Raw genomic sequence first — 26,137 nt, 5'->3', positions numbered from 1 at the left:
ACTTTATCGTGACTGGAATTTTTAGCATGCAAGAAATTTATCCTAAACCGGGTCATTCTACGACGCTCAACCCCCTTAAGAAAAAAGTGGAGCTGAACAGATCCCGACTAAAAATAGCACTTAGACTGACGCCACTATTAATCGGTTTTGTCGCCAGCCAGAAACTGTCCTTCGGCGGTGAAATTTATATAGGCGAAATTCTTGCGATCATTTATCTAGCGATAAACTTAGGCACGCTTAAACTCGAAAAAAGCGCAAGTACACTCGTTGTGTTCGGTGTAATTTGGGCCGCTTGCCAATTTATTTCCGACCAAGTCAATCAGTCCGATGCCCTGGACTCAGCCAAAGGTGTTGGCGCCCCCCTTGTTTTTGTGTGTACGTTCATCGCCTTGTCGATATTTTTTGATCGCGACAACCGGCGCATGCCATCGTTTCTCATCGGCGCTTACTTGGGTGCCATTCCTCAATTTATTTTATTTCCAAATACTTATTTCCTGGGCAACGCCTGGAAATGGGGTATTGGGCAGTTGGTCATAGGACTTTTTGCCACGGCCTACACTTTTTTTATTGCTCGCAAAAAAAACTCCCACCTCATTTTATTTGTTTCACTCTTTTCCGTATTCAGTCTTATCAATGATTCGCGCAGCATGGCCATTTTCCCAATCTTTGCAGTGCTGGCCTATATATTGCTGAGTCGCAAACATTTTGCAGCGACATTTAATATCGTTAAAGGAAAATTCGCGACGACTAAAATGGTTTTTTTGATTTTGGCATTCCTACTATTTACCAACGCGGTTTTCACCGCCATTTTCTCATCAAGCTGGGTGCTTGATAAACTTCCCGAAGAGTCGGCAAAAAAATTTCAGCTCCAGGCAGGTGGTGAATATGGAGCCCTTCTCGGTGGCCGAAGTGAAATGCTGGTATCTATCGGTGCTTTTCTCGATCAGCCTTTATTGGGTCATGGATCATGGGCAAAAGACAAGAATGGTTATCAGGACAAACTGACTGCCCTTAAATTTGCATTGGGTTACTCGGAAAAAGATGAAGCCAATTACAACACGGATCTCATCCCGGTTCATTCCTACCTAATGGGTGGACTGGTCTGGGCGGGCGTGGGCGGCGGCCTATTCTGGATATTTCTGAGTCGTTGGCTGTTACTTGAATTTATTAGAAATTTCAGCTTACTGGGTTTTTATTTTTACAATGGCATCATAGAATTATTCTGGAACATTATGTTCTCACCCTTTGGCGCGAGTGCGAGGTGGAGTACGGTGCTATTCATTGCAGCACTCTACTGTTACTCTAGACGTATTTCAAAAAGCGGAAAACTAAATTGAAAATCTCAATTGTCACCATCTCATTCAATCAGGCTGACTACTTAAAGAAATGTATAGACTCCGTACTTTCCCAAGGATTTAAAGACCTAGAATATATTGTAGTCGACCCTGGAAGCAATGATGGCAGCAGAGAGATAATTGAATCGTACGGTGATCAATTAATTAAAGTTTTCGAGAAAGACGCAGGCGCCGCAGATGGCCTTAACAAAGGATTTTCGCGAGCCACCGGCGATATCTTCGGCTTCATCAACTCCGATGATGAACTGCTTCCTAGGGCGCTGGAAAAAGTCGCTGATGCCTTCCGGACGAACAGTCGAATCGGTGCTATTTCTGGGTGTGGTTATTTTGTTGATGCCTCTGGACAGTTTATAAAATCTATTACGCCGTCGCAGTTAACACCTTGGCGGTATGCGCATGGTGCAGTTTCTGTTTTTCAACAGGGCACTTTTTTCCGTAGTGAGTGGTTCAAAAAAGTTGGTGGATTCAATATTAAGAACCGGACATGTTGGGACGGTGAGTTGTTTTTAGACATGGCTCTGGCGGGTGCCCATTTCAAAACGATTGGTGAAGAGTTAGCTATATTTCGACTGCACGATGCTTCCATTACTGGAAGCGGCCGTCTTAATGAACTGTATGCACGAGACGCCGATCGGCTTTTCCGTTCTGTACTCAAACGACCTCGCACTGAAAGGGATCGTTATATTGCTATTTTGGCAAAACTGCGCAAATGGTTTTTTGAGCCTACATGGCTAATACGACGTATAGTCCGACTCCGATAATTAGTGGATATTTTAATATGCGTACCGATCGTCCGTCCCTAACGAGAATCGTCATTTGGGAACCCTCACTGTCCCCTCATAAAGCGGATTTTTTTTCGGCACTGGCACTTTTAAACCCTGAACTTGAATTAATTTGCTGTGCCGATAAAGAACTCTCTGATAACCGTCGCGCTATAGGCTGGAGTGTGCCCGAAGCCATAGGATACAAGAATATTGTTGCACCCAACCCCCAGACTATTGAATCATTAGTAACAGATTCGATTTCAACGTCGCTGCATATTTTTTCGGGCATCCGTTGGGTTCCAACGATAATCAAAGGCCTAAGTTGTGTAAAAACTAGCAAAGCGCGCTATGCCATTATGTCTGAACCGCGCGTCGCCTTAGGCTGGGCTGGAGCATTGAGATGGCTGCAGTCTTGGGGCGAGGAAAGCTATCACCGTCGTCATGCTACGTTCGTTCTGGCCATTGGTCGCAGTGGACCGAAGTGGTTTAAGTCGATTGGTTATTCTACTGAAAAAGTAATTCCGTTTGCCTATTTCATAACACCTCCAGCAGCGAAAGCGTATGTGCCGGCGACTACCGAAAAATTACGTGTTGGGTATTTGGGCCGTTTGGAGAAGGCGAAAGGTGTCTTTGATGTAGTGGAAACACTTGTGCGATTGAACGGTTGCGCGACACTCGATATAGCTGGCGCCGGTGCTGAAGAAGAAGCGCTGAAAGTCAAATGTATTTCAGCCGGAGTAGAGGCGACATTCCGAGGCGTATTACCCATTAGCGAAGTCAATTCATTTTTCTGTGAGATCGATGTCCTGATATTAGCCTCTGAGACTGATGGATGGGGAGTCGTTGTCAGCGAAGCACTCATGTGCGGTGTTCCCGTTGTCGCAACGACAACCGTCGGTGCATCGCTAGTCCTGGAACGAAGCCTGTTTGGTCGGTGCGTTCCACCCAACAATCCAAACGCCATCGCCGATGCAGTAAGAAGCTTAAGAAACGCAGGCGAACTCGAACCGGCTAATAGGCCTCTGCGTGCAGCGACTGCTGCGAACATTCTCTCTGCGCATGCGGGTGCTGAATATCTAATGCGTGTGATTTCTTGGAGCAACGGGCGCGATTCTCGACCATCAGACTTTTACGAGGGAGATAATGACTAAAATGAAGATTCTCCATGTCATATCCTCAACCAACCCCCAAGGAGGCGGTCCTATTGAGGGTATCAAGCAACGATATGTACCGTTGCGCAACTTGGGTGTGACCGTAGAAGTTGCCTGCTGCGACGCCCCCGATGCACCCTGGCATGCCGCTCCGGGATCACTGATCACTCATGCTTTAGGTCCTTCGCGTGGGACCTATGCTTATACCCCACACCTGCTACCCTGGCTAAAAAAGAATGTATCCCGCTTTGATGCCGTTATTGTCAATGGCCTTTGGCAATATCACGGCTTGGCGGTGAAACGAGCGTTGGTCGGCAGCAAAATACCGTACTTTGTATTCACCCATGGCATGTTGGACCCTTGGTTCAAACACACGTATCCGATCAAACACTTGAAGAAATGGCTGTATTGGCCTTGGGGCGAATACCTAGTGTTACGCGATGCGCAGGCCGTGATTTTCACATCCGAAGAAGAGCGCCTGCTGGCGCGTCAGTCGTTCTGGCTGTATCGCGCCAATGAGGTCGTCACCTCCTATGGCACATCCAGCCCGCCAAGTGACGGTGATGCTCTGGCACAGCGCTTCCTTGCTGCGCACGCTTCTTTGCAAGGCAAACGCATCATGCTGTTCCTGAGTCGTATCCATGAGAAAAAGGGCTGCGACCTACTGCTCGAAGCCTTCGCCCAAGTGGCGGCACAAGATGAGCGTTTGCACCTGTTGATGGCTGGTCCGGACCAGAATGGCTGGGCTATCACCCTGAAAGCGCAGGCAGAGAAACTGGGTATTGCCCAGCGCATCAGCTGGCCCGGCATGCTGCAGGGTGATGACAAATGGGGCGCGTTCTACGCGGCCGAGGTGTTTTGTCTACCTTCGCACCAAGAAAACTTTGGCATCGTTGTGGCCGAGGCGCTTGCCTGCGGCAAGCCAGTGCTAATCAGTAACAAAGTCAACATCTGGCGCGAGATTGAATCGGATGCAGCTGGCTTCATTGATGATGACACTGTGGAAGGAACTGTACGCAACCTTCAACGATGGCTCGCACTGAATTCGGAAAACTACGCACAAATGACCGAAAGGGCAAAACAGTGTTTCGCGCAGCGGTTTCATATTAGGCGTGCAGCGGAGCGGTTGCTGGATATTATTCGGGAGCACGTGTGATTATCCAAGGAAACAATCCATATACATGCCCGTCTTTTTCCCTTGGGCATAGAGTACGTCGTCAGATATGGAACTGGGTCTGGTTGTTTTTATTTCTCCCCAGCCCCCGGCCAGCCCATGCCTGGCGCGCTGCGCTTTTGAGAGCATTTGGCGCCAAGCTTGGGAAAAGCGTACACGTTTACCCGGCCGCTAAGATCTGGGCTCCTTGGAATTTGGAGATTGGTGACCATGTTGGGATAGCTGATAGCGTAACTATTTATAATATGGATTTTATACGCATAGGTAGCTATAGCGTAATTTCCCAAGGCGCCCACCTCTGTGGTGGTTCGCATGACTACAACAGCCAAAATTTTCAGCTTTTCGCAAAGCCTATCACTATAGGCGAGCATGTATGGATCTGTGCAGAGGCTTTTGTTACTCCTGGTGTGACTATTGCTGATGGCATCGTAGTTGGGGCGCGTTCATTGGTGAGTAAAAATATTGCAGAGCCCTGGGGGATATATGCTGGGCATCCTGCGAGGCTTATTGGCCAGCGCGAAAGGAGTGGAAAGTGAATTCATATAAGGCGAACTTGAATAAAGTCAATATGACCGTTGTGATTTTAACTCATAACGAAGAGTTGCATCTTGAGCGCTCTTTGAAGTCAATTTCAAGCATTGCTCAAAATGTCATTGTGGTCGATTCATTCTCAAGTGATCGTACTATTGAAATAGCTAACGCATACGGGGCTATTGTTCTTCAGAATAAATTCATCAATTACGCAAGACAATTTCAGTGGGCACTTGACAATGCCAAAATTTCTACTGAGTGGGTGATGCGTCTCGATGCTGATGAAATTATTGAGCCGGACTTGGTAGATGAGATTATTCAAAAGCTGCCAAAGCTTCCATCAGACACAGTAGGCATAAACCTCAAGCGTAAGCATATTTTTATGGATCGCTGGGTGAGTCATGGTGGTCGGTATCCGCTGGTATTGCTGCGTATCTGGCGTCATGGTTACGGCCGTATCGAGGACCGATGGATGGACGAACATATGGTTGTTTGGGGCGGTCGTACGGTGACATTTGACGGTGGCTTTGCCGATCATAATCTCAACGATCTTACATTTTTCACGAATAAGCACAACAAGTATGCCACTCGTGAAGCTATTGATATTATCAACCAACGATTAAATATTTTCCCTCGTGATATATCGGTGACGATGAAAAGCACCTCGCTGCAGGCCTCTGTTAAGCGCTTCATGAAAGAACGCGTTTACAACCATCTACCTTTTACACTGAGTGCACTGCTCTACTTCCTATGGCGCTACATTTTTCAGCTTGGTTTTCTCGACGGTCGCTCCGGCCTAGTTTACCACTTTCTCCAGGGGTACTGGTATCGCTTCCTGGTTGGCTCCAAAGTGATGGAGTTGGAGCGCGCAGTTTCACATCTTTCTGACAAACACCTGATTGCCGAAGAGCTTTCTCGGCTGACCGGACACAAACTGACCTCCCTACCTGAGCAAGTTAATTAAGTTGGCATCTCTACTGCCGACTTAAATTGTCATCAGTAGCCCTAACCTATTCAAACGCTGAAAACAGAGTTAATTAAGCTTGAATTCCTACTGCTGGCTTAAATTGTCATCAGTAGCCCTAACCTATTCAAACGCTGAAAACACAAGGAAAGTAACCATGACCAAACGCGCGCTTATAACAGGCATCACCGGCCAAGACGGCTCTTACCTCGCAGAACTCTTGCTGGAAAAGGGCTATGAAGTACATGGCATCAAACGCCGCGCTTCCTCTTTCAATACCCAACGCGTGGATCATATCTATCAGGATCCGCATGTCGATAAACGCAACTTAGTCCTGCATTACGGCGACCTGACCGACTCTTCCAACCTCACCCGCATTATCCAGGAAGTGCAACCGGACGAGGTCTATAACCTTGGCGCGCAATCCCATGTAGCGGTGAGCTTCGAGTCGCCGGAATACACCGCCGATGTGGACGCCATGGGTACGCTGCGTATTCTCGAGGCCATCCGCCTGCTGGGGCTGGAGAAAAAGACTCGTTTCTATCAGGCATCAACCTCTGAGCTGTACGGTCTGGTGCAAGAAACCCCACAGAAGGAAACCACGCCCTTCTACCCGCGCTCGCCTTATGCAGTGGCCAAGATGTACGCCTACTGGATCACGGTCAACTACCGCGAAGCCTATGGGATGTATGCCTGCAACGGCATTCTGTTCAACCACGAGTCGCCGCGCCGTGGTGAAACCTTTGTGACCCGCAAGATCACCCGCGCACTTGCCAATATCAGCCAAGGGCTGGAGCAATGCCTGTTCCTCGGCAACATGGACGCGCTGCGCGACTGGGGCCATGCCAAGGATTACGTGCGCATGCAGTGGATGATGCTGCAACAGGAACAACCGGAAGACTTCGTGATTGCTACCGGTGTGCAGTATTCGGTGCGCGAGTTCATTCGCTGGTCGGCGGCCGAACTGGGTATCAGCCTGCACTTCGAGGGCCAGGGCGTGGATGAGCTGGCCATTGTCGAGCGCATCGACGGCGACAAGGCGCCGGCGCTCAAGGTCGGCGATGTGATCGTCCGTGTTGATCCGCGCTACTTCCGCCCGGCCGAAGTGGAAACCCTGCTCGGCGACCCAACCAAAGCCAAGGAAAAACTGGGCTGGGTGCCGGAGATCAGCGTGCAGGAAATGTGCGCCGAAATGGTCCGTGAAGACCTCAAGGTCGCGCAACGTCATGCGCTGCTCAAGCAGCACGGCCATGATTTGCCGGTTGCGATGGAGAACTGAGCATGACGCGTGATCTGAAGCAAAATGTCTTTGTTGCCGGCCATCGTGGCATGGTCGGTTCCGCCATCGTCCGCCGTCTTCGGGCCTTGGGTTATACCCGCATCCTCACGGCCAGTCGCGACGAGCTGAACTTGCTCGACCAACAGGCGGTACAGGCCTTCTTCAAAGAGCAAAAGGTCGATCAGGTCTATTTGGCGGCAGCAAAGGTAGGGGGTATTCATGCCAACAACACCTACCCGGCGGACTTCATCTACGAAAACCTGATTATTCAGGCCAACATCATCCAGGCAGCGCATCAGTACGGTGTACATAAACTGTTGTTCCTGGGCTCCTCCTGCATTTACCCGAAGCATGCCGAACAACCGATGCGTGAGGAGGCACTGCTCACAGGTAACCTTGAGGCGACCAATGAGCCCTATGCCATTGCCAAGATTGCGGGGATCAAGCTGTGCGAAAGCTACAACCGCCAGCATGGCCGCGATTACCGCAGCGTGATGCCGACCAACTTGTACGGTCCGCACGACAACTACCATCCGGAAAACAGTCATGTGATCCCTGCCCTACTGCGCCGCTTCCATGAGGCGGTGCAGCGCGGTGACGAGGAAATCGTGATCTGGGGCACCGGCACGCCGATGCGCGAGTTCCTGCATGTGGACGACATGGCTGCGGCCAGCGTGCATGTGATGGAACTGGACAATGCGACCTACCAGGTTAATACCCAGCCGATGCTTTCCCATATCAACGTCGGCACCGGGGTGGACTGCACTATTGGCGAGCTGGCGAAAACCATTGCCAGCGTTACCGGTTTCTCTGGGCGGTTGAGCTTCGATGCAAGCAAACCGGACGGAACCCCGCGCAAGCTGATGGATGTGTCGAGGCTCAAGGAGCTGGGCTGGCAGGCCAGTATCAGCCTGGAAGACGGGCTGAGTGATGCCTACGACTGGTATGTCAGCAACGTGGAACAAGCGCGGACACACTGATGAAAGTCCTGCTCTACGGCATCAACTACAGCCCCGAGCTGACTGGCATCGGCAAATACAGCGGTGAGATGGCACGCTGGATGGCGACTCAGGGGCATGAAGTCCGAGTCGTGACGGCGCCGCCTTATTACCCGGACTGGAAGGTATGGCAAGGCTTCAGCTCCTGGCGTTTTAGCAAACGTCAGGAAGCCGGTGTCACGGTCATTCGTTGCCCGCTTTATGTTCCGTCCCGGCCGACTGCAATCAAGCGCTTGTTGCATCTGGCCAGTTTTTCCCTGTCTTCAGCCTTTGCGGTTTTTGCACAGCTGCGATGGAAGCCCGATCTGGTCATTCTTGTGGTGCCGACCCTGTTTTGCGCGCCTCAGGCTGTGGCCTTGGCAAAGCTGACTGGCGCAACGTCTGTGCTGCATATTCAGGACTATGAAGTGGATGCCTTGTTTGGACTTTCTATCGCCAAGGGCGACCGACTCAAACGTTTCGCTTTTGCCGCTGAACGAGCTCTGTTACGCGCGTTCGACAGAGTATCCACGATCTCCAGTGGCATGCTGCAACGGGCGGCTGAAAAGGGTGTGCCTAAAGAAAAGCTGCGCTTCTTTCCCAACTGGTCGGAAACCGCCCGCTTCCAGAATGTGCCGCGTAATGCAGAGCTGTTGAGCCGACTCGGCGTGGATCCCGGCAAGCGAGTACTGCTTTACTCTGGAAACATTGGAGAGAAGCAAGGGCTTGAATGTGTCATTGACGCCGCGCAACGGTTAGCAGAACGAACGGAGTTGGTCTTCCTGGTGGTTGGTGAAGGTGCAGGCAAGGCCCGTTTGCTGGAGCTGAGTCAGCAGCGCAACCTGAGCAATGTGGTTTTCGCGCCGCTTCAACCCTATGACGATCTACCGGCCCTCCTGGCATCGGCGGATTGCCATCTGGTTATCCAAAAGCGTGGGGCAGCAGATGCTGTTTTGCCATCAAAACTCACCAATATCCTGGCGGTGGGTGGGAATGCGTTGATAACCGCCGATCCTGAAACCAGTCTGGGGTTGCTCTGTTCGGAGCACCCGGGCATCGCCACCTTGGTTGAACCAGAGTCCGTTGACGCCTTGATCAACGGCATCGAAACCGTTTTAGCCATGCCCGCGCCCAATGTGATTGCCATCGGCTATGCCTGCGAGTTTCTTGATAAAGACCGCATCCTGACACGCTTCCTGGCTGAGATTTAAATTATGTGGCTCAGTAAAGATCTGTTTCGCAGCGTTGTCGCCTCAACGCCATTGATATCGATAGACCTGGCTGTACAAAACTCCCACGGCGAAATCCTGTTAGGCCAGCGACTCAATCGACCAGCGAAAGGCGTTTGGTTCGTTCCGGGTGGGCGCATCTTGAAGAACGAGACGATGGATGCAGCGTTTAGTCGATTGACCAGGGAGGAGTTGGGTAAAGCCTTTCAGCGTAGCGACGCTCGTATGCTGGGGATCTATGAACACTTTTACGCCAACAGCGTATTTGGCGAATCGGGCGAAGGTCCGGACACCCATTACGTAGTACTCGCATACCAGCTCGTTCTAGCCGAAGGCGAAGGACTGCAACCACCGCACACCCAGCATGATTCCTATCGCTGGTGGCCCCTGGCTGAAGCGCAGGTAAGCGAAGAAGTACACGACAATACACAGGCCTATCTCGATGATCTGCTTTAACTCTTCGAAGAATGCAAAGGACGCATAAAATGATCTTCCCAATAATCATGGCGGGCGGTTCCGGCTCCCGTTTGTGGCCGCTTTCGCGGCAACTCAATCCTAAGCAGTTTTTGCCGCTGGCCGATGCCGATTTTTCCATGCTGCAGGCCACCATAAGACGCCTTGAGGGACTCGATGCCGCGTTACCACGGCTGATTTGCAACGAGCAGCACCGTTTCCTCGCCGCCGAACAACTGCGCCTGCTGGGTATCGAACACGCTAATATCCTGCTCGAGCCAGTCGGCCGTAATACCGCGCCGGCCATTGCCTTGGCAGCATTGCAGGTCTGCAGCGAAAGTGAAGACGCGGTACTGTTAGTGCTGGCAGCCGATCACCTGATACAGGATGTTCAGGCGTTTCAAGCCAGTATCCAGACAGCCTTGCCGCTGGCGGAGGCGGGCAAGCTGGTGACTTTCGGGATTGTCCCCACACAACCGGAAACTGGCTACGGCTATATCGAGAAAGGCGACAGCGTTGGCGCCGGTGGTTTCGCGGTGAGCCGTTTTGTCGAAAAACCTGACCTGCTTACCGCACAGGAGTATCTGGCCAGTGGCAGCTATTTCTGGAACAGCGGGATGTTCATGTTCCGCGCCCGCCGCTATCTGGAAGAGCTGCAGCGTTACCGACCGGACATTCTGGCAGCTTGTCGCGAGGCTTTGGCCGGTGGTTCGCAGGATATGCACTTCACCCGAGTCGACCAGGCGGCCTTTGCTGCCTGTCCAGAGGACTCCGTCGACTATGCGGTGATGGAAAAGACCGCCGATGCAGTCATGGTGCCGCTGGATGCAGGCTGGAGCGATATCGGCTCCTGGTCGGCACTCTGGGAGGTCAGTGAGAAGGACGAACAGGGCAATGTCTTCAAGGGCGATGTGCTCGATCAGCATTCGCGCAACACTTATGTGCATGCCGATAGCCGCCTGGTAGCGACTGTCGGCGTGGAAGACCTGGTAATAGTGGAAACCAAGGATGCCATACTGGTCGCCCATAAGAACCATGTGCAGGACGTGAAGAAGATCGTCGAGCAATTGAAGAATGACTCTCGCAACGAGCACTTCAACCATCGCGAGGTGTATCGCCCATGGGGGGTATATGACTCCATCGACAATGGTCACCGATACCAGGTAAAACGCATCACCGTAAAGCCGGGCGCCAAGTTGTCGGTGCAGATGCATCATCATCGTGCCGAGCACTGGATCGTTGTCAGCGGTACTGCCAAAGTGACCAATGGCGACAAGACCTATCTGGTCTCGGAAAACCAGTCCACCTACATCCCCATTGGCCAGGTCCACGCGTTGGAAAATCCGGGCGTCATCCCCCTGGAACTGATTGAGGTGCAATCCGGCTCTTACCTGGGTGAAGACGATATCGTGCGCTTTGAAGACAAATATGGCAGGGCGTGAAGCCATTGCTGCATGGGTGAACTAAGCCGGCCTCGGTGTACCGCACGAGCATGTCTTCACACGCCTGCTTTTAGCTACAGATGAACGCAGCTAACCACTCTTCGGTATTTTTTGTTTGGCGCCAAGGACGAAGTCGTGTCCAGCGCCGCCAGTAAGGTGCCGGATGTGGAAGCGTTACTTGACCACGAACAGCAAGTTCGCCTGGTTACTCATCAAAGAGAAATTCAAGCGATTCTAGTTATCCTCTTAGTGCTCGTGGCGCTCGTAAATTCAGATCCAGTGATCACCCTCTTATTCCTCATTTGAAAGGACTCATTCCTTTGACCAGAAAAATTCTAGTGACGGGCGGTGCCGGTTACATCGGCTCGCACACCACACTCGCTTTGCTCGAAGCGGGATACGATGTAATAGTGTTGGATAACCTCTGTAATAGTTCGGTGGAGTCGCTTCATCGAGTGGGGGTTATTTGTGACAAGTTGCCCGAATTTATTCAGGGGGATATTCGCGACCGTGCGTTGCTGGATGAGCTGTTCGCTTCGCAGCAGATCAGCGCGGTATTACATTTCGCTGGTTTGAAATCTGTGGGGGAAAGTGTGCGCGAGCCGCTCGACTACTATGAGAACAATGTCGCAGGCAGTGTCACCCTGTGCCAGGCGATGGCCCACGCCGGAGTTTTCAATTTGGTGTTCAGCTCTTCCGCCACGGTGTATGGCGAGCCGACGCAGATGCCAATCAGGGAGGACTTCCCCACGGGCGTGCCGACCAATCCCTATGGTCGTTCCAAGCTGATGGTCGAGGAACTGTTGCAGGATCTGGCGAAGTCGGAGCCGCAGTGGAGCATTGCCCTGCTCCGCTACTTTAACCCGGTGGGCGCACACCAAAGCGGGATGATTGGCGAAGACCCCAATGGCTTGCCGAACAATCTCCTGCCCTATGTCAGCCAGGTGGCCATTGGCAAGCTCCAGCAGCTATCGGTGTTCGGCGCTGATTACCCGACGCAGGATGGTACCGGGGTGCGCGACTACATCCACGTGCAGGATCTGGCCGACGGGCATTTGAGTGCACTACAGGCAGTCCTCCAGACAACGGGGGTGAACATCTGGAACCTGGGCACCGGTATCGGTTACAGCGTGCTGGAAATGATTCGGGCGTTTGAGCAGGCCAGCGGCCGAGCAGTGCCTTATCAAGTGGTTGAGCGTCGCCCCGGGGATATTGCCAAGTGTTGGGCCGACCCGACAAAAGCCGCCCATGAATTGGACTGGAAGGCCAAGCGTGGCTTGCCGGAAATGATGGCCGATACCTGGCGCTGGCAGACAAGTAATCCGCAAGGTTATGGCCGATAACTCTATTGATTTCTCCCAAGGTGAAAGATCAGGCGAATCATGAGATCTGCACTACATCCCCAATAACCACAGCAGGTCAGCGGGAATGTTAGAAAACGGGAAGTGTTAGAAAACGTCGGAAACTTCAGGTGCCCTGCGCAGGTATTCTAAAGGTGATATTGCAAAGATGAATGCCGGTAAAGAGATCACTGGAGTGTCACGCTCGTAGCGCCCTGCTTCATCACGGTGCTTCATGCCGAATGCTCAGCGTTCGTAACCTCGCACTTACGCGCTCGAGTTTTACCGCCGATACAGACGATCTATCAAAAGGAATTTCCCATGAGCAAATTATTTGTTTCCGCGCTAATGCTTTCTTTAAGTGCCTCCGTTTTGGCCGCTGAGCCTCCCGCAGCGTCTTCTGCTCCAGGCAAACCTGCAAAACCCGCAGAAAACGCTCCTTTGAATCTGAACACCCCTCTCGTGGGCAGCCTGACCACAGGGACTGCTCTCGGCATCGGCGCTGCGGTTATAGCCGGAGCCGCTGCGCTGTCATCCAGTGGTGGCGGAAACAACAATGACGGCGGCACTACTGGCACTACCGGCACTACCGGGACCACCGGCACCACCCGCTAAGCCCACTGCCAGATCGATCGCCCTCACCCCCCCGGAGTAATCCAGGGGGTTGGTTTTGATGTGTTCCCTCCACAAGTGTCCCCCATCATGATTCGTAGTTTATCGCTCGCTGTGCTTGCAGGCGTTGCCCTGCAAGGTTGTATGTTCGCACCCGGTCAGTACCTGGATACCAGTGAGATCGGCCGTGATGGCTCACCGGAAAGCAGTCGGGTCGAATTGATTCCGATAACGCCCAAACTGATTGCCCAGAACGCGGCGACAAAAGTGCAAGCCTCGGTGCCGGCCGAGTTGTTGGCGTTCAAGCCGGGGGCTTACCGGATTGGTGCCAATGATGTGCTGTACATCACCGTGTGGGACCATCCGGAGTTGACTACGCCGTCGGGTTCCCAGCAGGACACTGGTGCCAACGGCCGTATGGTACGCCCGGACGGCACCATGTTTTACCCCTATGTCGGCAATATCGAAGTGGCAGGTAAAACCATCGAGGAGCTGCGCTCGTTCATCGCCGAGCGTCTTGCGCAATACCTCGACAGCCCTCAAGTCGACTTGAGTGTTTTACGTTTCGCCAGCCAAAAGGTCATCCTTTCAGGTGCTGTCGTGAAAGCCGGTCAACAGCCCATAACCACTTCACCGCTGAGTGTCCTCGAAGCCATCGGTGCTGCCACTGTCGACCCATTGAATGCCGACCTTGCCGGTTTGACGCTGACCCGGGACGGGCGTGAATATCCGCTGGACCTGGATGCGCTAAACAGCAATGGCTCGCAGTTGCGCAACGTCTATTTGAAAGACGGCGATCAGTTGTACCTTCCCTACAACGACCGGAAAAAGATCTACCTCATGGGTGAGGTCAACCAGCCTCGGGCGCTCACGTTCAAAATCAATCGGATGAATCTGGCGGATGCGATCGGAACGGTCGGTGGACTGAACCAGACCACGTCCAACGGCAACGCGCTGTATGTCATTCGCGGCGCCGATAACCTTGAAACCGAGCCGGCCAAAGTCTTTCAGCTGGATGCCAAATCGCCCACCGCGTTTGCCCTCGCCAGCCGCTTCGATCTGCAGCCTCAGGATATTGTCTACGTCGGCCCTGCCGGGGTGACTCGCTGGAACCGCGTGATCAGCCAGTTGCTCCCCTCGGCGAGCGTTCTGGGTACCGGAAACACTATCAGTAACAGAAATTAAGGTTTGAGCCGTTTTGAACACTTTGCGTAACAGCTCATGCCTGGCGGTGGGTTTACTGCTGTGTGGCTGCAATCCCTTGATGCAGGCGTCCCTGGATACCTTTAAAGCCTCCACACTGGGCGTCCAGCCGCTGGCAGTGACTGCGGCACAAGTGGACGCCGTGCCCTATGCGCAGATAAAGGTCACCACGGACGCCAGCGAAGGTGTATTGGCGAAGCTTCGCCAGCAGGGCGACCTGGAGTTCTGGGTCGCCTCCGGCAAACAGGTGTTGTTGATGCGCGATGGCCTCGTCGTGCGCAGCGTCGGCCTGGGCATCAATCTCGATGGCACGCGCTTCGACGGTGAGTCGCCGTTCAAGCTTGGCTTGCAGCGATTGCCCGACGGTTACACCAGCACCCGCTGGATAGATCTCTATCAGGGTCCGCGGGTCGGACTGGCGGTCAACAGTCGTTTCAGTCGAGAGGCCATCGAAACCGTCACCATCCTGGACAAGGACTATGCGCTGCAGCGCATAGACGAACGCATCGACATACCCGAACTGGGATTCAAGGCCACCAACCATTTTTGGGTCAGGCCTGACGATGGCTTGATCCTGCAGAGCGAACAACATCTTACGCCGGAACTTTTCTTGAAGATTGTGCAATTGCGCCCTGACCGGGAGACGGCTCGGTGAGATATTCGAAAACGCTGTCGGCTTGCCTGTTGCTGGCAAGTTCTGCGATGACTCAGGCCGCTGTCACGGTCACGGGTGATGTAAAAAACGCCGGATCCTTCGCGTTCGTGCCAGGTGCACGCTTGCTTGATGCCGTCAGCCAGGGACGCCCGAACGCCGAAAGTTACTGGCTGGCCGCCGCCTGGCTGCACCAGCCACTGTTGGAGCAGCAAACTCGCCTTAAAGCCGGTGTGCTGTTCGATCTGAAATTGCTGCAACGTGGGGCCTTGCTTGAAGAAAAAAGCAGCCTTGCGGCCCTGGCTGCGCGCCTGTTTGAAGAGGTCAGCCGACTACCCGTTACCGGCCGCAGAGTCGCGGTGCTCGACCCCGTGGCGCTGGAGGTTGCGTTCGCCCGCAATTACTCGCTCAGTGACGGCGACCGGCTGATTTACCCTCTACGCCCGACTACGGTCACTGTCCTGGGCGCAGTTGAACAGCCCTGCACGCTGCCTTATCGCGCCCTGCAGCCAGTCCAGGAATACCTCAACAGCTGTCTGCCGGTGACCGACGCAGATGCCGATTACCTGTGGTTGATTCAGCCCGATGGCCAAGTCAGGCGAGTCGGCAACGCCGCCTGGAACCGCGAAGACGGGGTGTTTGCCGCCGCAGGCAGCACAATTCTGGTGCCCGTGCGCAACGATGATCCGGACCTGCCCACACCCGACTTGAACGAGCAGCTTGCCCAGTTTCTCGCCACCCAACCGCTGCCCGAGGTGGCCCCTTGAAGTTACGTTTCGCCGCCGTAGTGTTGTTGCCCTACAGCTTGGCTCATGCTGAGCCGCGTTTTACCCAGAATGATTTCGGTGGCGTGGGTTTGTTGCAAACCCCCACCGCACGGATGGCCCCGGCCGGCGAATTCAGCCTGAACGCCAACCGCACAGACCCTTATTCTCGCTATAGCATTTCACTACAGCCCCTTGATTGGCTGGAAGGCAGTTTTCGTTATACCGCTATCAGCAACCGTAAATACGGGCCCGAATCACTCAGTGGCGACCAGAGCTATAAAGACAAGGCGGTCGATGTCAAAGCCCGCCTCTGGCAAGAAAGCCACTGGTTGCCCGAGGTCGCGCTCGGCTTTCGGGATGTCGGGGGCACCGGCCTGTTTTCCAGCGAATACTTTGTGGCGAACAAACGTTACTACGATCTGGATTTCAGCCTGGGCGTTGCCTGGGGCTACATCGGTAACCGCGGGGATTTCGAGAACCCGCTGGGGTACCTCGATGAGCGCTTTGATACACGCCCGGCAAACACGACCGCGGGCGACGTCAATACCGGCTCGTATTTTCGCGGCTCGCCCGCGTTGTTTGGCGGCGTGGCCTATCAGACGCCCTGGGCGCCCTTGAGCTTGAAACTCGAGTTCGACGGTAACGACTACAAGCACGAGCCGCAAAACAATAACCAGGAGCAGGACTCGCCCATTAACATCGGGGCGGTCTACAAGCTCAGTGACGCTGTCGATTTGACCGCCGGTTGGGAGCGCGGCAACACCGCGTTGTTCGGCATCACCTTTCATACCAATTTCGCCAGCCGCAAGGCGCCGGCCAAGCGCTACGACCCCGCTGTCGAAGCGCTGCCGGCACACGAGCCAACCACGCCGCTCGATCAGGTCGACTGGGCAGGGGTTTCCAAACGACTGGAAAACAACGCAGGTTATAAGGTCGAGCGTATTGCTCAGCGCGATTCCGAGCTGATTGTGTATGGCGAGCAGTCGCGCTATTTCTACTCCGCCAAAGGCGTGGGCCGGGCCAGCCGGATTCTGGACAACAGCGCGAATGACGACATCGACTGGTTCACAATGGTGAACAAGCGTTACGACATGCCTGTGGACGAAGTCAGTGTGCCGCGCGACACCTTCCGGGCCGTGGTGAACAACCAACAAGACCTTACAGACCTGCACCGCACCACCGAATTGAACCGGGCCACGCCGCACATTGAAAACACGCTGTACTCCCAGGCCCTCGAGCGTTTTACCTATGGTATCGGCTTGGGTTACAAGCAAAACATTGGCGGTCCCGACGGCTTGCTGTACCAGCTGAGCGCTGATGTGGACGCAGAATACCGCTTTACCCGAAGTACGTGGACGAGCGGGGTCATAAGCACCAATCTCGTGAACAACTTTGACAAGTTCACGTACGACGCGCCGAGCAATCTGCCCCGAGTGCGGACCGATTTGCGCAAGTACGTCATCACCTCTGATGTAACGATGCCGACCTTTCAGCTCAACCATGCCAAGCAACTGGATCAAGATTTGTTTGGCATGGTGTATGGCGGTTATCTGGAGTCAATGTTCGCCGGGGTCGGCGGTGAATTGCTGTACCGCCCCATGGGCGAGCGCTGGGCCTTGGGTGCTGATTTGAACTATGTGCGCCAGCGTGACTTCGACCAGGGTTTTGGTCTGCGCGATTACAAGACCACGACCGGTCACATCACCACCTATACCGAACTGCCGTTCGATTTGCAGGCGGCGGTCAGTGTCGGACGTTACCTGGCGCGCGATTGGGGTGCCACGTTCGATCTGTCGCATGAGTTCAGTAACGGCGTGAAGTTCGGTGGCTGGGTCACCCGCACCACGGCCTCCACAGAAGAGTTCGGCGAGGGTAGCTTCGACAAAGGTATCTATATCTCGGTCCCCTTCGACGAGTTGATGAGCGTTTCCACGATGCGTCGCGCCAATCTGGTCTGGGCTCCTTTGACCCGCGATGGTGGCGCGCGTCTTAACCGCCAATATTCGCTGTACACAATGACCAATGGCCGCGACAAAGATGCGTTCTATAAGAACTTTGAGAAAATCACCGAATGAACCTGTTTTTTCAGCGCGTCATAAAGCTGCCCTTCTGGTTACGTGTGCTGTTTTTCGTCGGCATCAGCGGGATCCTGCTGACTGCCGGGTTGCGTGCGCAGCCGGTTCCCGAGGCCTTTGCCCAGGAAGACAAGCTGCATCATCTGGTTGGTTTTTTCGCTTTGTCTTTTAGTTGCCGGCTGGCCTTCCTGCGGGTCAAGGTGCACTGGATCGCCTTGGGTTGTCTGCTGACGGGGATCCTCATCGAATATGCACAAGGACTGATGCCGCTGCGCACGGCATCACCTTACGACGCCTTGGCCAATGCTGTCGGGGTGTTGATCGGCTTGATTGCGTGGCGTTGGGTGCAGCCCGTCAAACAGTTCGCCGGGTTCCCAGGCACTTAAGACCATGGCTTCGTCCGTGCGCATAGCGAGAGTTGGGGGGCTCTGTCTATTGGCGGGGGCATCTTAGTGCTGTCCGCAGTAAATGACGGTTTCTCTTATACATTGGAATAAAGGACGCTTCTATGATCCGTAAATGTCTGTTCCCTGCTGCCGGCTATGGCACGCGCTTTCTGCCTGCCACAAAGGCCATGCCCAAGGAAATGCTGCCGGTTGTGAATAAACCACTGATCCAGTACGGCGTAGAGGAAGCGCGGGATGCGGGTCTTCAGCATATGGCGATCGTTACCGGTCGAGGCAAGCGGGCCCTGGAAGATCACTTCGATATCAGCTACGAGCTGGAGCATCAGATTCGCGGTACCGAAAAAGAGAAGTTCCTGTTGGGCACTCGGGAGCTGATGGAGACATGCACGTTCTCTTACACCCGCCAGGTGGAAATGAAGGGGCTTGGACACGCCATTCTCTCTGGTCAGCCGTTGATCGGTGACGAACCCTTTGCAGTGGTGTTGGCTGACGACCTGTGTTTGAACCTGGAAGGCGATGGTGTGCTGTCGCAGATGATCGCGCTCTATAAGCAGTTCCGTTGCTCGATCGTGGCCATCCAGGAAGTACCCAACGACCAGACGCACAAGTACGGCATCATCGCTGGCGAGCAGATTCGCGAAGGTGTTTACCGGGTCACCAGCATGGTTGAAAAGCCTAAACCGGAAGATGCTCCGTCCAATCTGGCCATTATTGGTCGTTACATTCTGACGCCCGATATCTTTGACTTGATTGCTGATACCGAGCCTGGCAAGGGCGGTGAAATCCAGATCACTGATGCGTTGATGAAGCAGGCACAAAGCGGCTGTGTCCTGGCATACAAGTTCGAAGGTCACCGCTTTGACTGCGGCGGAGCGGAAGGTTATATCGACGCGACCAATTTCTGTTATGAGAATTTGTATAAGAAAGGCCTGTAAACGGTAATTTTTAGCTCTTGGGTGCCGCGTTTTTTTGAGCGGCCATAAACCTTTTGCAAGGCAGACCAACCATGAACGCTTCCAGATCACCGATCGACGCTGTCTATAAATCGCTGGACCCTTTTGCACCGGGCAATATGGTTTTGGGGCAGAAGCTCACCGAGGGCAACAGTGGATTGATGGCCTGGTTGCGAACATACGAAAGCGCACCCTCCTCGTCTGCCACTCAACCCAGGCTGCTGGTGGAACGCATCGGGCTTTTCCCCTCCTCCGGGGAAATTCGATGTGCAGTCGGTAATCCGATTGCCGTACTGGCGCATCTTCGGTCGTTGTATGCCAGTAAAGCGCTGGATGTAGACGAGAGCGATGGCCTAAGCCTGACGTTCGCTGAATGGCGCTTCAAGACACACCTCTCGCAGACCGAGCCCGAAATCGTGTTGAACGTTGAGAGTCGTGGTGATGTTGCACTGATGCAGTTGAAAACGGCAGAACTGCTGGCCCGGATTGATGAGAAAAGCAGTAGTGAGTCCTAGCCTCGCCCTCTTGCCAGGACTCAAAATCAAGCCAATCTCTATAACCGTGACGGCCTGTCAGAAGTGCGCCAATGCGGCTGCATAAAAGCCTTTTCTGCCCCTGACAGGGTCACCGCCAGCGAGTTCAATACCCCCTCAGCGGTATACTTGGGAATGCTCGTACTCAGTAGAATTACCGCCAGCCCCAGCGCCAGGGCCGTGCGGGGAATTTTGCGGATTTCCTTTCTCTCCAGCCTGAAAAGAAATACGCACGCCGCGGCTGACCCCACTATCGCCCCGGCAATTGCTTCCGGCAGAGGATGAATCGTCTGCCCGACATACTCGACGCTGAACCACCAGGTCGACAGTAGCCCCGCACCCAGTGCCAGCCATCGAAGGCGATGATCCAGTTGGCGCAATAGCAAACTCAGGACAACGGTCGACACCAGGCAGGCATTCATCGCGTGGCCGCTGATGACCGCGATATCCAGGCTTTCCAGGCCGATTCCCCAGCCCTTGAACAGCACTTTACTGAGACCGACGACAAAATAGGCTACGAACAGTACGCCTAGCCATAGGAGGGCGAGCTTTCTGGATGCCATGCACCATAACCAACCTGCGACGACCATGGCCGCTGGAAGCATAACGGTGATTCCGGCGTATTGTGCGATGTACAGTTTTGACACCAATCTACTTTCTCACGTTTCATGCAATTTCCCAGTGTAATGGATACTGGGCGCGTGTTCAGTAGGTACAACGTTCATCGATCAACAAAGCACTTCAGACGATTCTCTACGACAGCCACCGAATAACTGGCGATGTGCATTGCCAGTCCGTCCTCTACCAGCGCATCCAGCAAGGCAGCTTGTGCGGCGAAGCGCAGGTCGAGGTTGAGTTTTCGAGAGGCGTGCATCTGATCGATCAGAACATGGGTCACTTGATAAGGGGTGTTGACCCTCAGACGTCCCAGCCAGACGGGGATTTTTTTTGCGGTTTTGGATGGCCTGATATCCAGCACGCCCGTTGCCTTGTCCGAAGCGGTGTTTTTCGAAACCTCCACGATTTCTTCAAACACGCCGGTCAACTTTTTCAGTGCGTAGCCAAGCATCAGATCATCAAACGCATCCAAAAACATATACCTCTTCACGCTGTGAAGTTATTTCTATAAACACAAATTCTCACTATCACATTACACTTTATTTTATATATGTACTGGACGTATTCTAACGATCAAAACCTTTTCCAAATAACATTGCATTTGTTAACACGGAGATTACCTTTACCGGGGTATTAATTGACCTTTTATAACAATTATTGAGCCCGCAACCGAACTATATAGACTTCAACGATATCGGTAATTACACGTAAGGTGCCGCGAGAGTTATCAGGGGACTCGGGAGTCGGATGATCCGATTGCCAGGCGCTAACCGTCAGATCAGTTGAACCTGTGAGCCCGCCTGGCATCCTATTCATCTATACGGCGCCCGACCTTTCAAACACCTGTTTTCAGGTTGTTGCCGCTGGGGCCATCGATACACGTACACGCCCTTGAGTGGCTGTCAGCGCTCGGGTAATGTCATCAGACCCATAGGACAGAGCACGCCCATGACTTCCAAGCTGGAACAACTTAAGCAAATGACCACCGTGGTTGCCGACACCGGCGACTTCGAAGCTATCGCTCGCGTTAAACCCGTGGACGCCACCACCAACCCTTCCCTGCTGCTCAAGGCCGCGGCCATCCCTGCGTATGCCGAGTTGCTGAACGCCAGCGTCAATGACTGCAAGGGCGATGTGGGCCTGGCCAGCGACCGTTTTGGCGTGGCCGTGGGGCAAGAAATCCTCAAAGTGATCCCGGGCCGTATTTCCACGGAAGTGGATGCGCGCCTGTCGTTCGACACTGATGCCATGTTGAAGCGTGCCCATCGCCTGATCGAGCTGTACGACAAGGCCGGTATTGGCCGCGACCGCGTACTGATCAAGATCGCCTCCACCTGGGAAGGCATCCGCGCTGCCGAGATCCTGGAAAAGGAAGGCATCCAGACCAACCTGACCCTGCTGTTCTCCTTTGCCCAGGCAGCCGCCTGTGCCGACGCCGGGGTGTTCCTGATTTCGCCGTTCGTGGGCCGTATCTACGACTGGTACAAGAAAGCCAACGGCAACGACTACACCGGCGCGGATGATCCGGGCGTGCAGTCGGTGACCCGCATCTACAACTACTACAAGGCCAATGACTACAAGACCGTGGTCATGGGCGCGAGCTTCCGCAATCTGGGCCAGATCGAACAACTGGCCGGCTGCGACCGCCTGACCATCAGCCCGGACCTGATCGACAAGCTGGCCGCGGATACCGGCAAGCTGGAGCGCAAACTGGCGCCAGGCCATGCCGGTGAAGCGCGCCTGAGCCTCAACGAATCGCAGTTCCGTTGGCAGTCCAACGAAGATGCGATGGCGACCGAAAAACTGGCTGAAGGCATTCGTCAGTTCGCGCGGGATCAGGAGAAGCTCGAGGCGTTGTTGCAGGCCAAGCTGTGATCTGAGTGGGTGTAATGCAAAAAGGGCGAACCTTCACAGGTTCGCCCTTTTTTGTGAGCAATTCATTTGTGACTTTTGATCAATTGTGGCGAGGGAGCTTGCTCCCTCGCCACAGGTATAATCTCAATCAATGGCGTTCGAGCGCATTCACCAGGTCATGGAAGGCTTCACGATTGGTGTCGTTCAGGCCCATGAGGATCTTGTGCGCTTCGAGCACTTTGATCCGCACCACTTCTTCGGACTGATCCTGGTCTGGCAGGTCGTCCAGGCATTCCGGGCATGGCACTGGCTGGTCAACGATGTTGAACACCTGCTCGAAGCCCATGGACTGCAGCAGACGGGTGATGTCTTCGTGGGTGGTGACGACGGTCGGCAGCAGGCCGACTTTCTGCCGCGACAGGATCGACAGCTTGGCCAGCAGGCCAAGCGTAGTGCTGTCGATGCTGCGGGTTTCGGTCAGATCGATCACGATCGTGTTGAAATTCAACGCGCTGAAGATCCGCTCAATAGTCGCATCCAACGCCGAACACAGGGTCAGGCGAACTTCACCGACGAACTTCAGGACGAAGGTGCCATCCTGCTCGGCGAACTGGATTCTACCGGTACTCATCAAAGATTCCTGCTCAACACCAACAGGGCGATATCATCCGGCATCTCCCCTAGCGTGGCCAATCCAAAAACCTGCCGCAACCCATCCAGGGTGCCGCCCGCAGCCTTGACCCGTTGGGGCAACGCTGCCTCTTTTTCTTTGAGTGTGGGTTCTGGCAAAAGGTCCAGAATACCGTCAGACATCAGCGTCAGGCTGAACGTCGGTGGCAGTTCCAGCACGTGGTCTTCGTAGGTGGCTTCGTTGAAGAGGCCCACCGGCAGACCACGCCCTTCCAGATAACGAACACTGTCTGGCGTGTACAACACTGGCAACGGCAAATGACCGCCGATGCTATAGGTCAACAAACCGGTCTCCTCGTCGATGACTCCACCGACCATTGTGACGTGTTTACCCAGCTTACAACTGATCAGGCCCCGGTTGATATGACCAAGAACCTCTGAAGGCTTGAACTCCGGCAATGTGCCACTGCGCTTGGATTCGAACAACAAGCGCGTGGTCATGAACTTCAACAGCACGGTGACGAAGGCTGAAGAGGCACCGTGACCGGAAACGTCCGCCAGGTAAAAGGCGACCCGGCGCTCGTCGACCCGGAAGTAGTCGACGAAATCACCCGACAGGTACAGCGACGGGATGATCTGGTGAGCGAATTTGAACTCGTCGATGGTCCAGGGGCTGACCGGCAGCATGTTCATCTGCACCTGGCGACCGGCGTTCTGGTCCTCCTGGAGCAGGTTCAGGCTGGCTTCGAGCTCGCGGTTGGCCTTCTCCAGCTTCTCGCGGTAGCGCTGGTTCTCCAGCAGCAGGCGCGCACGATCGAGGGCCCGGCGCACGGAGTGCTCGAGCACGGCCAGATCTTCGAGAGGCTTGATCAGGTAGTCCGCTGCGCCCAGGCGCAGGGCTTCGACCGCGTCGTTCATCACGCCCGCACCTGACACCACGATCACCGGCGTTTGCGGCGAACGTTCGGTCACCTGGCGAATGAGTTCGAGTCCGCCCATCTGCGGCATGCGCAGATCGCAGATGACCAAGTCGGGCTTGTCTTGCTCGAATACCTGAAGACCCTGCTGACCATTGCTGGCCTGCAAGACGCTGAAACCACTGTCTTCCAAATAGGCGGCGAGGCTCGCGCGCACTACTTCGTCATCATCGATTATCAGTAGCGTGGCACTGGTTTTTGGCATGTGGGCAAACGGCGCCAGAATTAGGTTGGCGTAGCAGGCGGGGACTTTGGCCCGGCACTGACTACTGGATTCGCTTTCTAGCCTCTCTGTCGCACCGCTTTCGGGCATTTGCCCTACACACATGTACGCCAGAGGTGCCCTTCTAAGGCGCAGACGGTACTCCCATCCGCGGGGCGTTTCAAGCTCACGCCGATGGTCGCTTGCCGTCTTTATTTGTCAAATCACTGAGAGTTATAAGAACAGGCAAATCCGTAACCCAATGGAAGGTTCCAACCCATGAGTCAAACCGCTCGGGACTGCAGCGAAAAGCGCGATTTTATCCGCCTGCAGGTCTTCACAGACAAAAAAGGCGGCCTTGATGGCCGCCTTCTCAATTTACCGCTCGAGGTTAAAAATCGTCTTCAACCTGACCGTCTTTTACCTTGAATTCACGGTTCTGCAAGTACGCATTGCGGATGAAGGTGTACTTGTCGCCGGTGATCAGCTTCTCGCTCGACAGCAGGTTGGCACGGGTATCGACGACGTCCAGCGCGAAGAACGAGTTACGCACCGGAATGTCGTTTACGTAACGATAAGCGCCGGTGTAGCTGTCGACGTACTTGGACGGCGCATCACGCAAGGTGCTTGGCCCCAGGAATGGCAGCATCACGTAAGGGCCGCTGCCGACACCCCAGTAACCCAGCGTCTGACCGAAGTCTTCGTCATTGCGCTGCAGGCCCATTTTGGTGCCGACATCAATGACGCCCAGCAAGCCGAAGGTGGTGTTGAAAATGATTCGTGCGGTATCAACGCCTGCGGCGCGAGGTTTGACCTGCAGGATATCGTTGGCCAGGTTGCGCACATCGCCGATGTTGCGGAAGAAGTTGTGAACACCGTCTTCGACAAACTGCGGCGTCACGTACTGGTAGCCCTGGGCCAAGGGTTTGAGCGCGTAGGTGTCGATCACGTCGTTGAACTTGTAAATCGGGCGGTTGACGCTTTCCCAAGGATCATCTTCCGTGGCTGCCTGGGCAACGAACGGAACCAGCATCGCACTGGCGCATACACAAATCCTGGCTAGATGATTGCTCCAGCGCATAGAAAAAAACTCCTTGGTTTGTACTGGCTCGGGCGCCTGGCCCGGGCAATAAGTTGGCAAGTATAAGACGTAAACGCCGTTTAAGGCACTTTGCAGGAAATCCACGCCGAGGCAATCGTGCCAAATGTGAGCGATTCACATCCATGTCACTCAACTGTCACCGTCGCCCGCTAGCCTTCAGGCTATTTCAGGGACGTCCATATGCCGCTCGCCGAAGCCTTGCCCCAAGCTGCACCCAGCCTGACCGCCGTACTGTTCGGCCTGAGTGGCTGCCTGGTGGATTTCGGCGCACACACGCACCGGCACGGCAGCCACTCGGCTGAACATGCCGAGGCCACACCCGGTGCACTGGACAGCCTGCGCAGCTTGCAGCGCCAGCAAATCCCCTGTGCCTGGCTCGATGAACTGCCCCCTGCCCTCAGCCATTCCCTGGCCGCTGCGCTGCCGGAATGGATCAAACCTTCGCAACATCCAGCAACAAACACCCCATGGCCCGCCCCGAATGCCTGCTGGCAAGCCTTGATGACCCTGAACGTCGAGCGACTCGACGGCTGCGTACTGGTGAGCGGCGAACCCCGCTTGCTGCAAGCGGGGCTCAATGCCGGGTTGTGGACCATTGGCCTGGCGTCCTGTGGCTCACTGTGCGGGCTGGCGCCCGAGCAATGGCAAGCGTTGACCCCGCAGGAGCGCGACATCAAACGCGGCAAGGCGACGATGCAACTGTTCGGCCTGGGCGTGCATTCGGTGATCGACCACCTCGGTGAACTCGACACCTGCCTGGCCGATATCAGCTTGCGTCGGCTCAAGGGCGAAAAGCCCTGATCGAGATCATGCACGTTGGGCGCGAGTGGATTAATCTAAAGGTCAGGCATCGACCTTTGGCCCGCCGCCTTCGCGTGCCGCCATGGTCTATG

The 26,137-nt window shown here is 54.5% G+C and carries 28 protein-coding genes; 23 read left to right on the top strand and 5 right to left on the bottom strand.

Going from position 1 to position 26,137, the window contains the following annotated elements; genetic code table 11:
- The first annotated feature begins 26 nt into the window (after positions 1-26).
- The 21 genes from AC3ITY_RS09785 (at position 27) to AC3ITY_RS09685 (ending at position 19,843) form a co-directional block, all read left to right on the top strand.
- A complete protein-coding gene (locus AC3ITY_RS09785; protein ID WP_489308705.1) occupies positions 27-1,337 on the top strand; it encodes a hypothetical protein in 1,311 nt (436 codons plus the stop codon).
- Positions 1,334-2,116: a glycosyltransferase family 2 protein gene (locus AC3ITY_RS09780; protein WP_489308703.1), complete on the top strand. Its 783-nt coding sequence runs from the start codon at positions 1,334-1,336 to the stop codon at positions 2,114-2,116. The genes AC3ITY_RS09785 and AC3ITY_RS09780 overlap by 4 nt, the downstream gene beginning before the upstream one ends.
- 17 nt (positions 2,117-2,133) lie before the next feature.
- On the top strand, positions 2,134-3,270 hold the full coding sequence (locus tag AC3ITY_RS09775; RefSeq protein ID WP_489308701.1) for a glycosyltransferase family 4 protein: 1,137 nt from the start codon (positions 2,134-2,136) through the stop codon (positions 3,268-3,270).
- The gene (locus AC3ITY_RS09770; protein ID WP_489308699.1) at positions 3,263-4,426 is read left to right on the top strand and encodes a glycosyltransferase; all 1,164 of its coding nucleotides are present in this window, start codon (positions 3,263-3,265) and stop codon (positions 4,424-4,426) included. The genes AC3ITY_RS09775 and AC3ITY_RS09770 overlap by 8 nt, the downstream gene beginning before the upstream one ends.
- On the top strand, positions 4,423-4,980 hold the full coding sequence (locus tag AC3ITY_RS09765) for an LbetaH domain-containing protein (RefSeq protein WP_489308697.1): 558 nt from the start codon (positions 4,423-4,425) through the stop codon (positions 4,978-4,980). The genes AC3ITY_RS09770 and AC3ITY_RS09765 overlap by 4 nt, the downstream gene beginning before the upstream one ends.
- Positions 4,977-5,939: a glycosyltransferase family 2 protein gene (locus tag AC3ITY_RS09760; protein WP_489308695.1), complete on the top strand. Its 963-nt coding sequence runs from the start codon at positions 4,977-4,979 to the stop codon at positions 5,937-5,939. The genes AC3ITY_RS09765 and AC3ITY_RS09760 overlap by 4 nt, the downstream gene beginning before the upstream one ends.
- 157 nt (positions 5,940-6,096) lie before the next feature.
- Positions 6,097-7,218, top strand: a complete 1,122-nt coding sequence (gene gmd, locus AC3ITY_RS09755; RefSeq protein ID WP_489308693.1) for a GDP-mannose 4,6-dehydratase — start codon at positions 6,097-6,099, stop codon at positions 7,216-7,218.
- A 2-nt stretch (positions 7,219-7,220) separates the two neighbouring features.
- Entirely contained in the window at positions 7,221-8,198 is a 978-nt protein-coding gene (gene fcl, locus AC3ITY_RS09750; RefSeq protein ID WP_489308691.1) for a GDP-L-fucose synthase, read from the top strand.
- Complete coding sequence (locus AC3ITY_RS09745) at positions 8,198-9,406, top strand: glycosyltransferase WbuB (protein WP_489308689.1); 1,209 nt, start codon at positions 8,198-8,200, stop codon at positions 9,404-9,406. Before fcl ends, AC3ITY_RS09745 begins: the two co-directional genes overlap by 1 nt.
- 3 nt (positions 9,407-9,409) lie before the next feature.
- On the top strand, positions 9,410-9,880 hold the full coding sequence (locus AC3ITY_RS09740; protein ID WP_489308687.1) for a GDP-mannose mannosyl hydrolase: 471 nt from the start codon (positions 9,410-9,412) through the stop codon (positions 9,878-9,880).
- Positions 9,881-9,909: 29 nt separating this feature from the next.
- On the top strand, positions 9,910-11,319 hold the full coding sequence (locus tag AC3ITY_RS09735; RefSeq protein ID WP_489308685.1) for a mannose-1-phosphate guanylyltransferase/mannose-6-phosphate isomerase: 1,410 nt from the start codon (positions 9,910-9,912) through the stop codon (positions 11,317-11,319).
- A gap of 135 nt (positions 11,320-11,454) precedes the next feature.
- Positions 11,455-11,625 carry a hypothetical protein gene (locus tag AC3ITY_RS09730; protein ID WP_489308683.1) on the top strand — a complete coding sequence of 57 codons (171 nt, stop codon included), beginning with the start codon at positions 11,455-11,457 and terminating at the stop codon, positions 11,623-11,625.
- Between the two features lie 14 nt (positions 11,626-11,639).
- Complete coding sequence (gene galE / locus AC3ITY_RS09725; RefSeq protein WP_489308681.1) at positions 11,640-12,662, top strand: UDP-glucose 4-epimerase GalE; 1,023 nt, start codon at positions 11,640-11,642, stop codon at positions 12,660-12,662.
- A 318-nt stretch (positions 12,663-12,980) separates the two neighbouring features.
- Positions 12,981-13,274 carry a hypothetical protein gene (locus AC3ITY_RS09720; protein WP_489308679.1) on the top strand — a complete coding sequence of 98 codons (294 nt, stop codon included), beginning with the start codon at positions 12,981-12,983 and terminating at the stop codon, positions 13,272-13,274.
- 87 nt (positions 13,275-13,361) lie between these two features.
- Positions 13,362-14,456, top strand: a complete 1,095-nt coding sequence (locus AC3ITY_RS09715) for a polysaccharide export protein (protein ID WP_489308677.1) — start codon at positions 13,362-13,364, stop codon at positions 14,454-14,456.
- A gap of 13 nt (positions 14,457-14,469) precedes the next feature.
- On the top strand, positions 14,470-15,129 hold the full coding sequence (locus tag AC3ITY_RS09710) for a YjbF family lipoprotein (RefSeq protein WP_489308675.1): 660 nt from the start codon (positions 14,470-14,472) through the stop codon (positions 15,127-15,129).
- Positions 15,126-15,893, top strand: coding sequence for a capsule biosynthesis GfcC family protein (locus AC3ITY_RS09705; protein ID WP_489308673.1), 768 nt, complete (start codon positions 15,126-15,128; stop codon positions 15,891-15,893). Before AC3ITY_RS09710 ends, AC3ITY_RS09705 begins: the two co-directional genes overlap by 4 nt.
- Positions 15,890-17,968 (top strand): YjbH domain-containing protein, encoded by a 2,079-nt coding sequence (locus AC3ITY_RS09700; protein WP_489308671.1) that lies wholly within the window; start codon positions 15,890-15,892, stop codon positions 17,966-17,968. Before AC3ITY_RS09705 ends, AC3ITY_RS09700 begins: the two co-directional genes overlap by 4 nt.
- Positions 17,965-18,354: a VanZ family protein gene (locus AC3ITY_RS09695; RefSeq protein ID WP_489308669.1), complete on the top strand. Its 390-nt coding sequence runs from the start codon at positions 17,965-17,967 to the stop codon at positions 18,352-18,354. Before AC3ITY_RS09700 ends, AC3ITY_RS09695 begins: the two co-directional genes overlap by 4 nt.
- 122 nt (positions 18,355-18,476) lie before the next feature.
- Positions 18,477-19,310, top strand: coding sequence for a UTP--glucose-1-phosphate uridylyltransferase GalU (gene galU, locus AC3ITY_RS09690; protein WP_489308667.1), 834 nt, complete (start codon positions 18,477-18,479; stop codon positions 19,308-19,310).
- Positions 19,311-19,381: 71 nt separating this feature from the next.
- A complete protein-coding gene (locus AC3ITY_RS09685; RefSeq protein ID WP_489308665.1) occupies positions 19,382-19,843 on the top strand; it encodes a mannose-1-phosphate guanylyltransferase in 462 nt (153 codons plus the stop codon).
- Between the two features lie 38 nt (positions 19,844-19,881).
- Here the strand turns inward: AC3ITY_RS09685 and AC3ITY_RS09680 are convergent, their stop codons facing one another.
- Both AC3ITY_RS09680 and AC3ITY_RS09675 read right to left on the bottom strand, forming a co-directional pair.
- Entirely contained in the window at positions 19,882-20,508 is a 627-nt protein-coding gene (locus AC3ITY_RS09680) for a hypothetical protein (protein WP_489308663.1), read from the bottom strand.
- 74 nt (positions 20,509-20,582) lie between these two features.
- Entirely contained in the window at positions 20,583-20,957 is a 375-nt protein-coding gene (locus tag AC3ITY_RS09675; RefSeq protein ID WP_489308661.1) for a hypothetical protein, read from the bottom strand.
- A gap of 470 nt (positions 20,958-21,427) precedes the next feature.
- On the opposite strand from AC3ITY_RS09675, the gene tal reads away from it, so the two are divergent.
- Entirely contained in the window at positions 21,428-22,354 is a 927-nt protein-coding gene (tal, locus tag AC3ITY_RS09670) for a transaldolase (protein WP_429366610.1), read from the top strand.
- A gap of 127 nt (positions 22,355-22,481) precedes the next feature.
- On the opposite strand, the gene rssC is transcribed toward tal, so the two are convergent.
- The 3 genes from rssC to AC3ITY_RS09655 form a co-directional block, all read right to left on the bottom strand.
- Positions 22,482-22,964: an anti-sigma factor antagonist RssC gene (gene rssC, locus AC3ITY_RS09665; protein ID WP_008003418.1), complete on the bottom strand. Its 483-nt coding sequence runs from the start codon at positions 22,962-22,964 to the stop codon at positions 22,482-22,484.
- Entirely contained in the window at positions 22,964-24,145 is a 1,182-nt protein-coding gene (gene rssB / locus AC3ITY_RS09660; RefSeq protein WP_056722032.1) for a two-component system response regulator RssB, read from the bottom strand. Before rssB ends, rssC begins: the two co-directional genes overlap by 1 nt.
- 388 nt (positions 24,146-24,533) lie before the next feature.
- Positions 24,534-25,223, bottom strand: coding sequence for an MlaA family lipoprotein (locus AC3ITY_RS09655; RefSeq protein ID WP_489308658.1), 690 nt, complete (start codon positions 25,221-25,223; stop codon positions 24,534-24,536).
- A gap of 201 nt (positions 25,224-25,424) precedes the next feature.
- On the opposite strand from AC3ITY_RS09655, the gene pcrP reads away from it, so the two are divergent.
- The gene (pcrP, locus tag AC3ITY_RS09650) at positions 25,425-26,045 is read left to right on the top strand and encodes an HAD superfamily inactivated hydrolase PcrP (RefSeq protein ID WP_489308656.1); all 621 of its coding nucleotides are present in this window, start codon (positions 25,425-25,427) and stop codon (positions 26,043-26,045) included.
- Positions 26,046-26,137 lie beyond the last annotated feature (92 nt).

The sequence above is a fragment of the Pseudomonas sp. GL_091 genome (assembly GCF_057837725.1).
The sequence above is the reverse complement of the archived record's forward strand: the minus strand, read 5'-3'. Positions and strand labels throughout refer to the sequence as shown.

Bases quoted from the DNA above. Each gene is read 5' to 3' on its own strand.
- AC3ITY_RS09785 (WP_489308705.1), top strand. From the start codon at position 27: ATGCAAGAAATTTATCCTAAACCGGGTCATTCTACGACGCTCAACCCC.
- AC3ITY_RS09775 (WP_489308701.1), top strand. From the start codon at position 2,134: ATGCGTACCGATCGTCCGTCCCTAACGAGAATCGTCATTTGGGAACCC.
- AC3ITY_RS09770 (WP_489308699.1), top strand. From the start codon at position 3,263: ATGACTAAAATGAAGATTCTCCATGTCATATCCTCAACCAACCCCCAA.
- gmd (WP_489308693.1), top strand. From the start codon at position 6,097: ATGACCAAACGCGCGCTTATAACAGGCATCACCGGCCAAGACGGCTCT.
- fcl (WP_489308691.1), top strand. From the start codon at position 7,221: ATGACGCGTGATCTGAAGCAAAATGTCTTTGTTGCCGGCCATCGTGGC.
- AC3ITY_RS09745 (WP_489308689.1), top strand. From the start codon at position 8,198: ATGAAAGTCCTGCTCTACGGCATCAACTACAGCCCCGAGCTGACTGGC.
- AC3ITY_RS09740 (WP_489308687.1), top strand. From the start codon at position 9,410: ATGTGGCTCAGTAAAGATCTGTTTCGCAGCGTTGTCGCCTCAACGCCA.
- AC3ITY_RS09735 (WP_489308685.1), top strand. From the start codon at position 9,910: ATGATCTTCCCAATAATCATGGCGGGCGGTTCCGGCTCCCGTTTGTGG.
- AC3ITY_RS09720 (WP_489308679.1), top strand. From the start codon at position 12,981: ATGAGCAAATTATTTGTTTCCGCGCTAATGCTTTCTTTAAGTGCCTCC.
- AC3ITY_RS09715 (WP_489308677.1), top strand. From the start codon at position 13,362: ATGATTCGTAGTTTATCGCTCGCTGTGCTTGCAGGCGTTGCCCTGCAA.
- AC3ITY_RS09695 (WP_489308669.1), top strand. From the start codon at position 17,965: ATGAACCTGTTTTTTCAGCGCGTCATAAAGCTGCCCTTCTGGTTACGT.
- galU (WP_489308667.1), top strand. From the start codon at position 18,477: ATGATCCGTAAATGTCTGTTCCCTGCTGCCGGCTATGGCACGCGCTTT.
- AC3ITY_RS09685 (WP_489308665.1), top strand. From the start codon at position 19,382: ATGAACGCTTCCAGATCACCGATCGACGCTGTCTATAAATCGCTGGAC.
- AC3ITY_RS09675 (WP_489308661.1), bottom strand. From the start codon at position 20,957: ATGTTTTTGGATGCGTTTGATGATCTGATGCTTGGCTACGCACTGAAA.
- tal (WP_429366610.1), top strand. From the start codon at position 21,428: ATGACTTCCAAGCTGGAACAACTTAAGCAAATGACCACCGTGGTTGCC.
- rssC (WP_008003418.1), bottom strand. From the start codon at position 22,964: ATGAGTACCGGTAGAATCCAGTTCGCCGAGCAGGATGGCACCTTCGTC.
- rssB (WP_056722032.1), bottom strand. From the start codon at position 24,145: ATGCCAAAAACCAGTGCCACGCTACTGATAATCGATGATGACGAAGTA.
- AC3ITY_RS09655 (WP_489308658.1), bottom strand. From the start codon at position 25,223: ATGCGCTGGAGCAATCATCTAGCCAGGATTTGTGTATGCGCCAGTGCG.
- pcrP (WP_489308656.1), top strand. From the start codon at position 25,425: ATGCCGCTCGCCGAAGCCTTGCCCCAAGCTGCACCCAGCCTGACCGCC.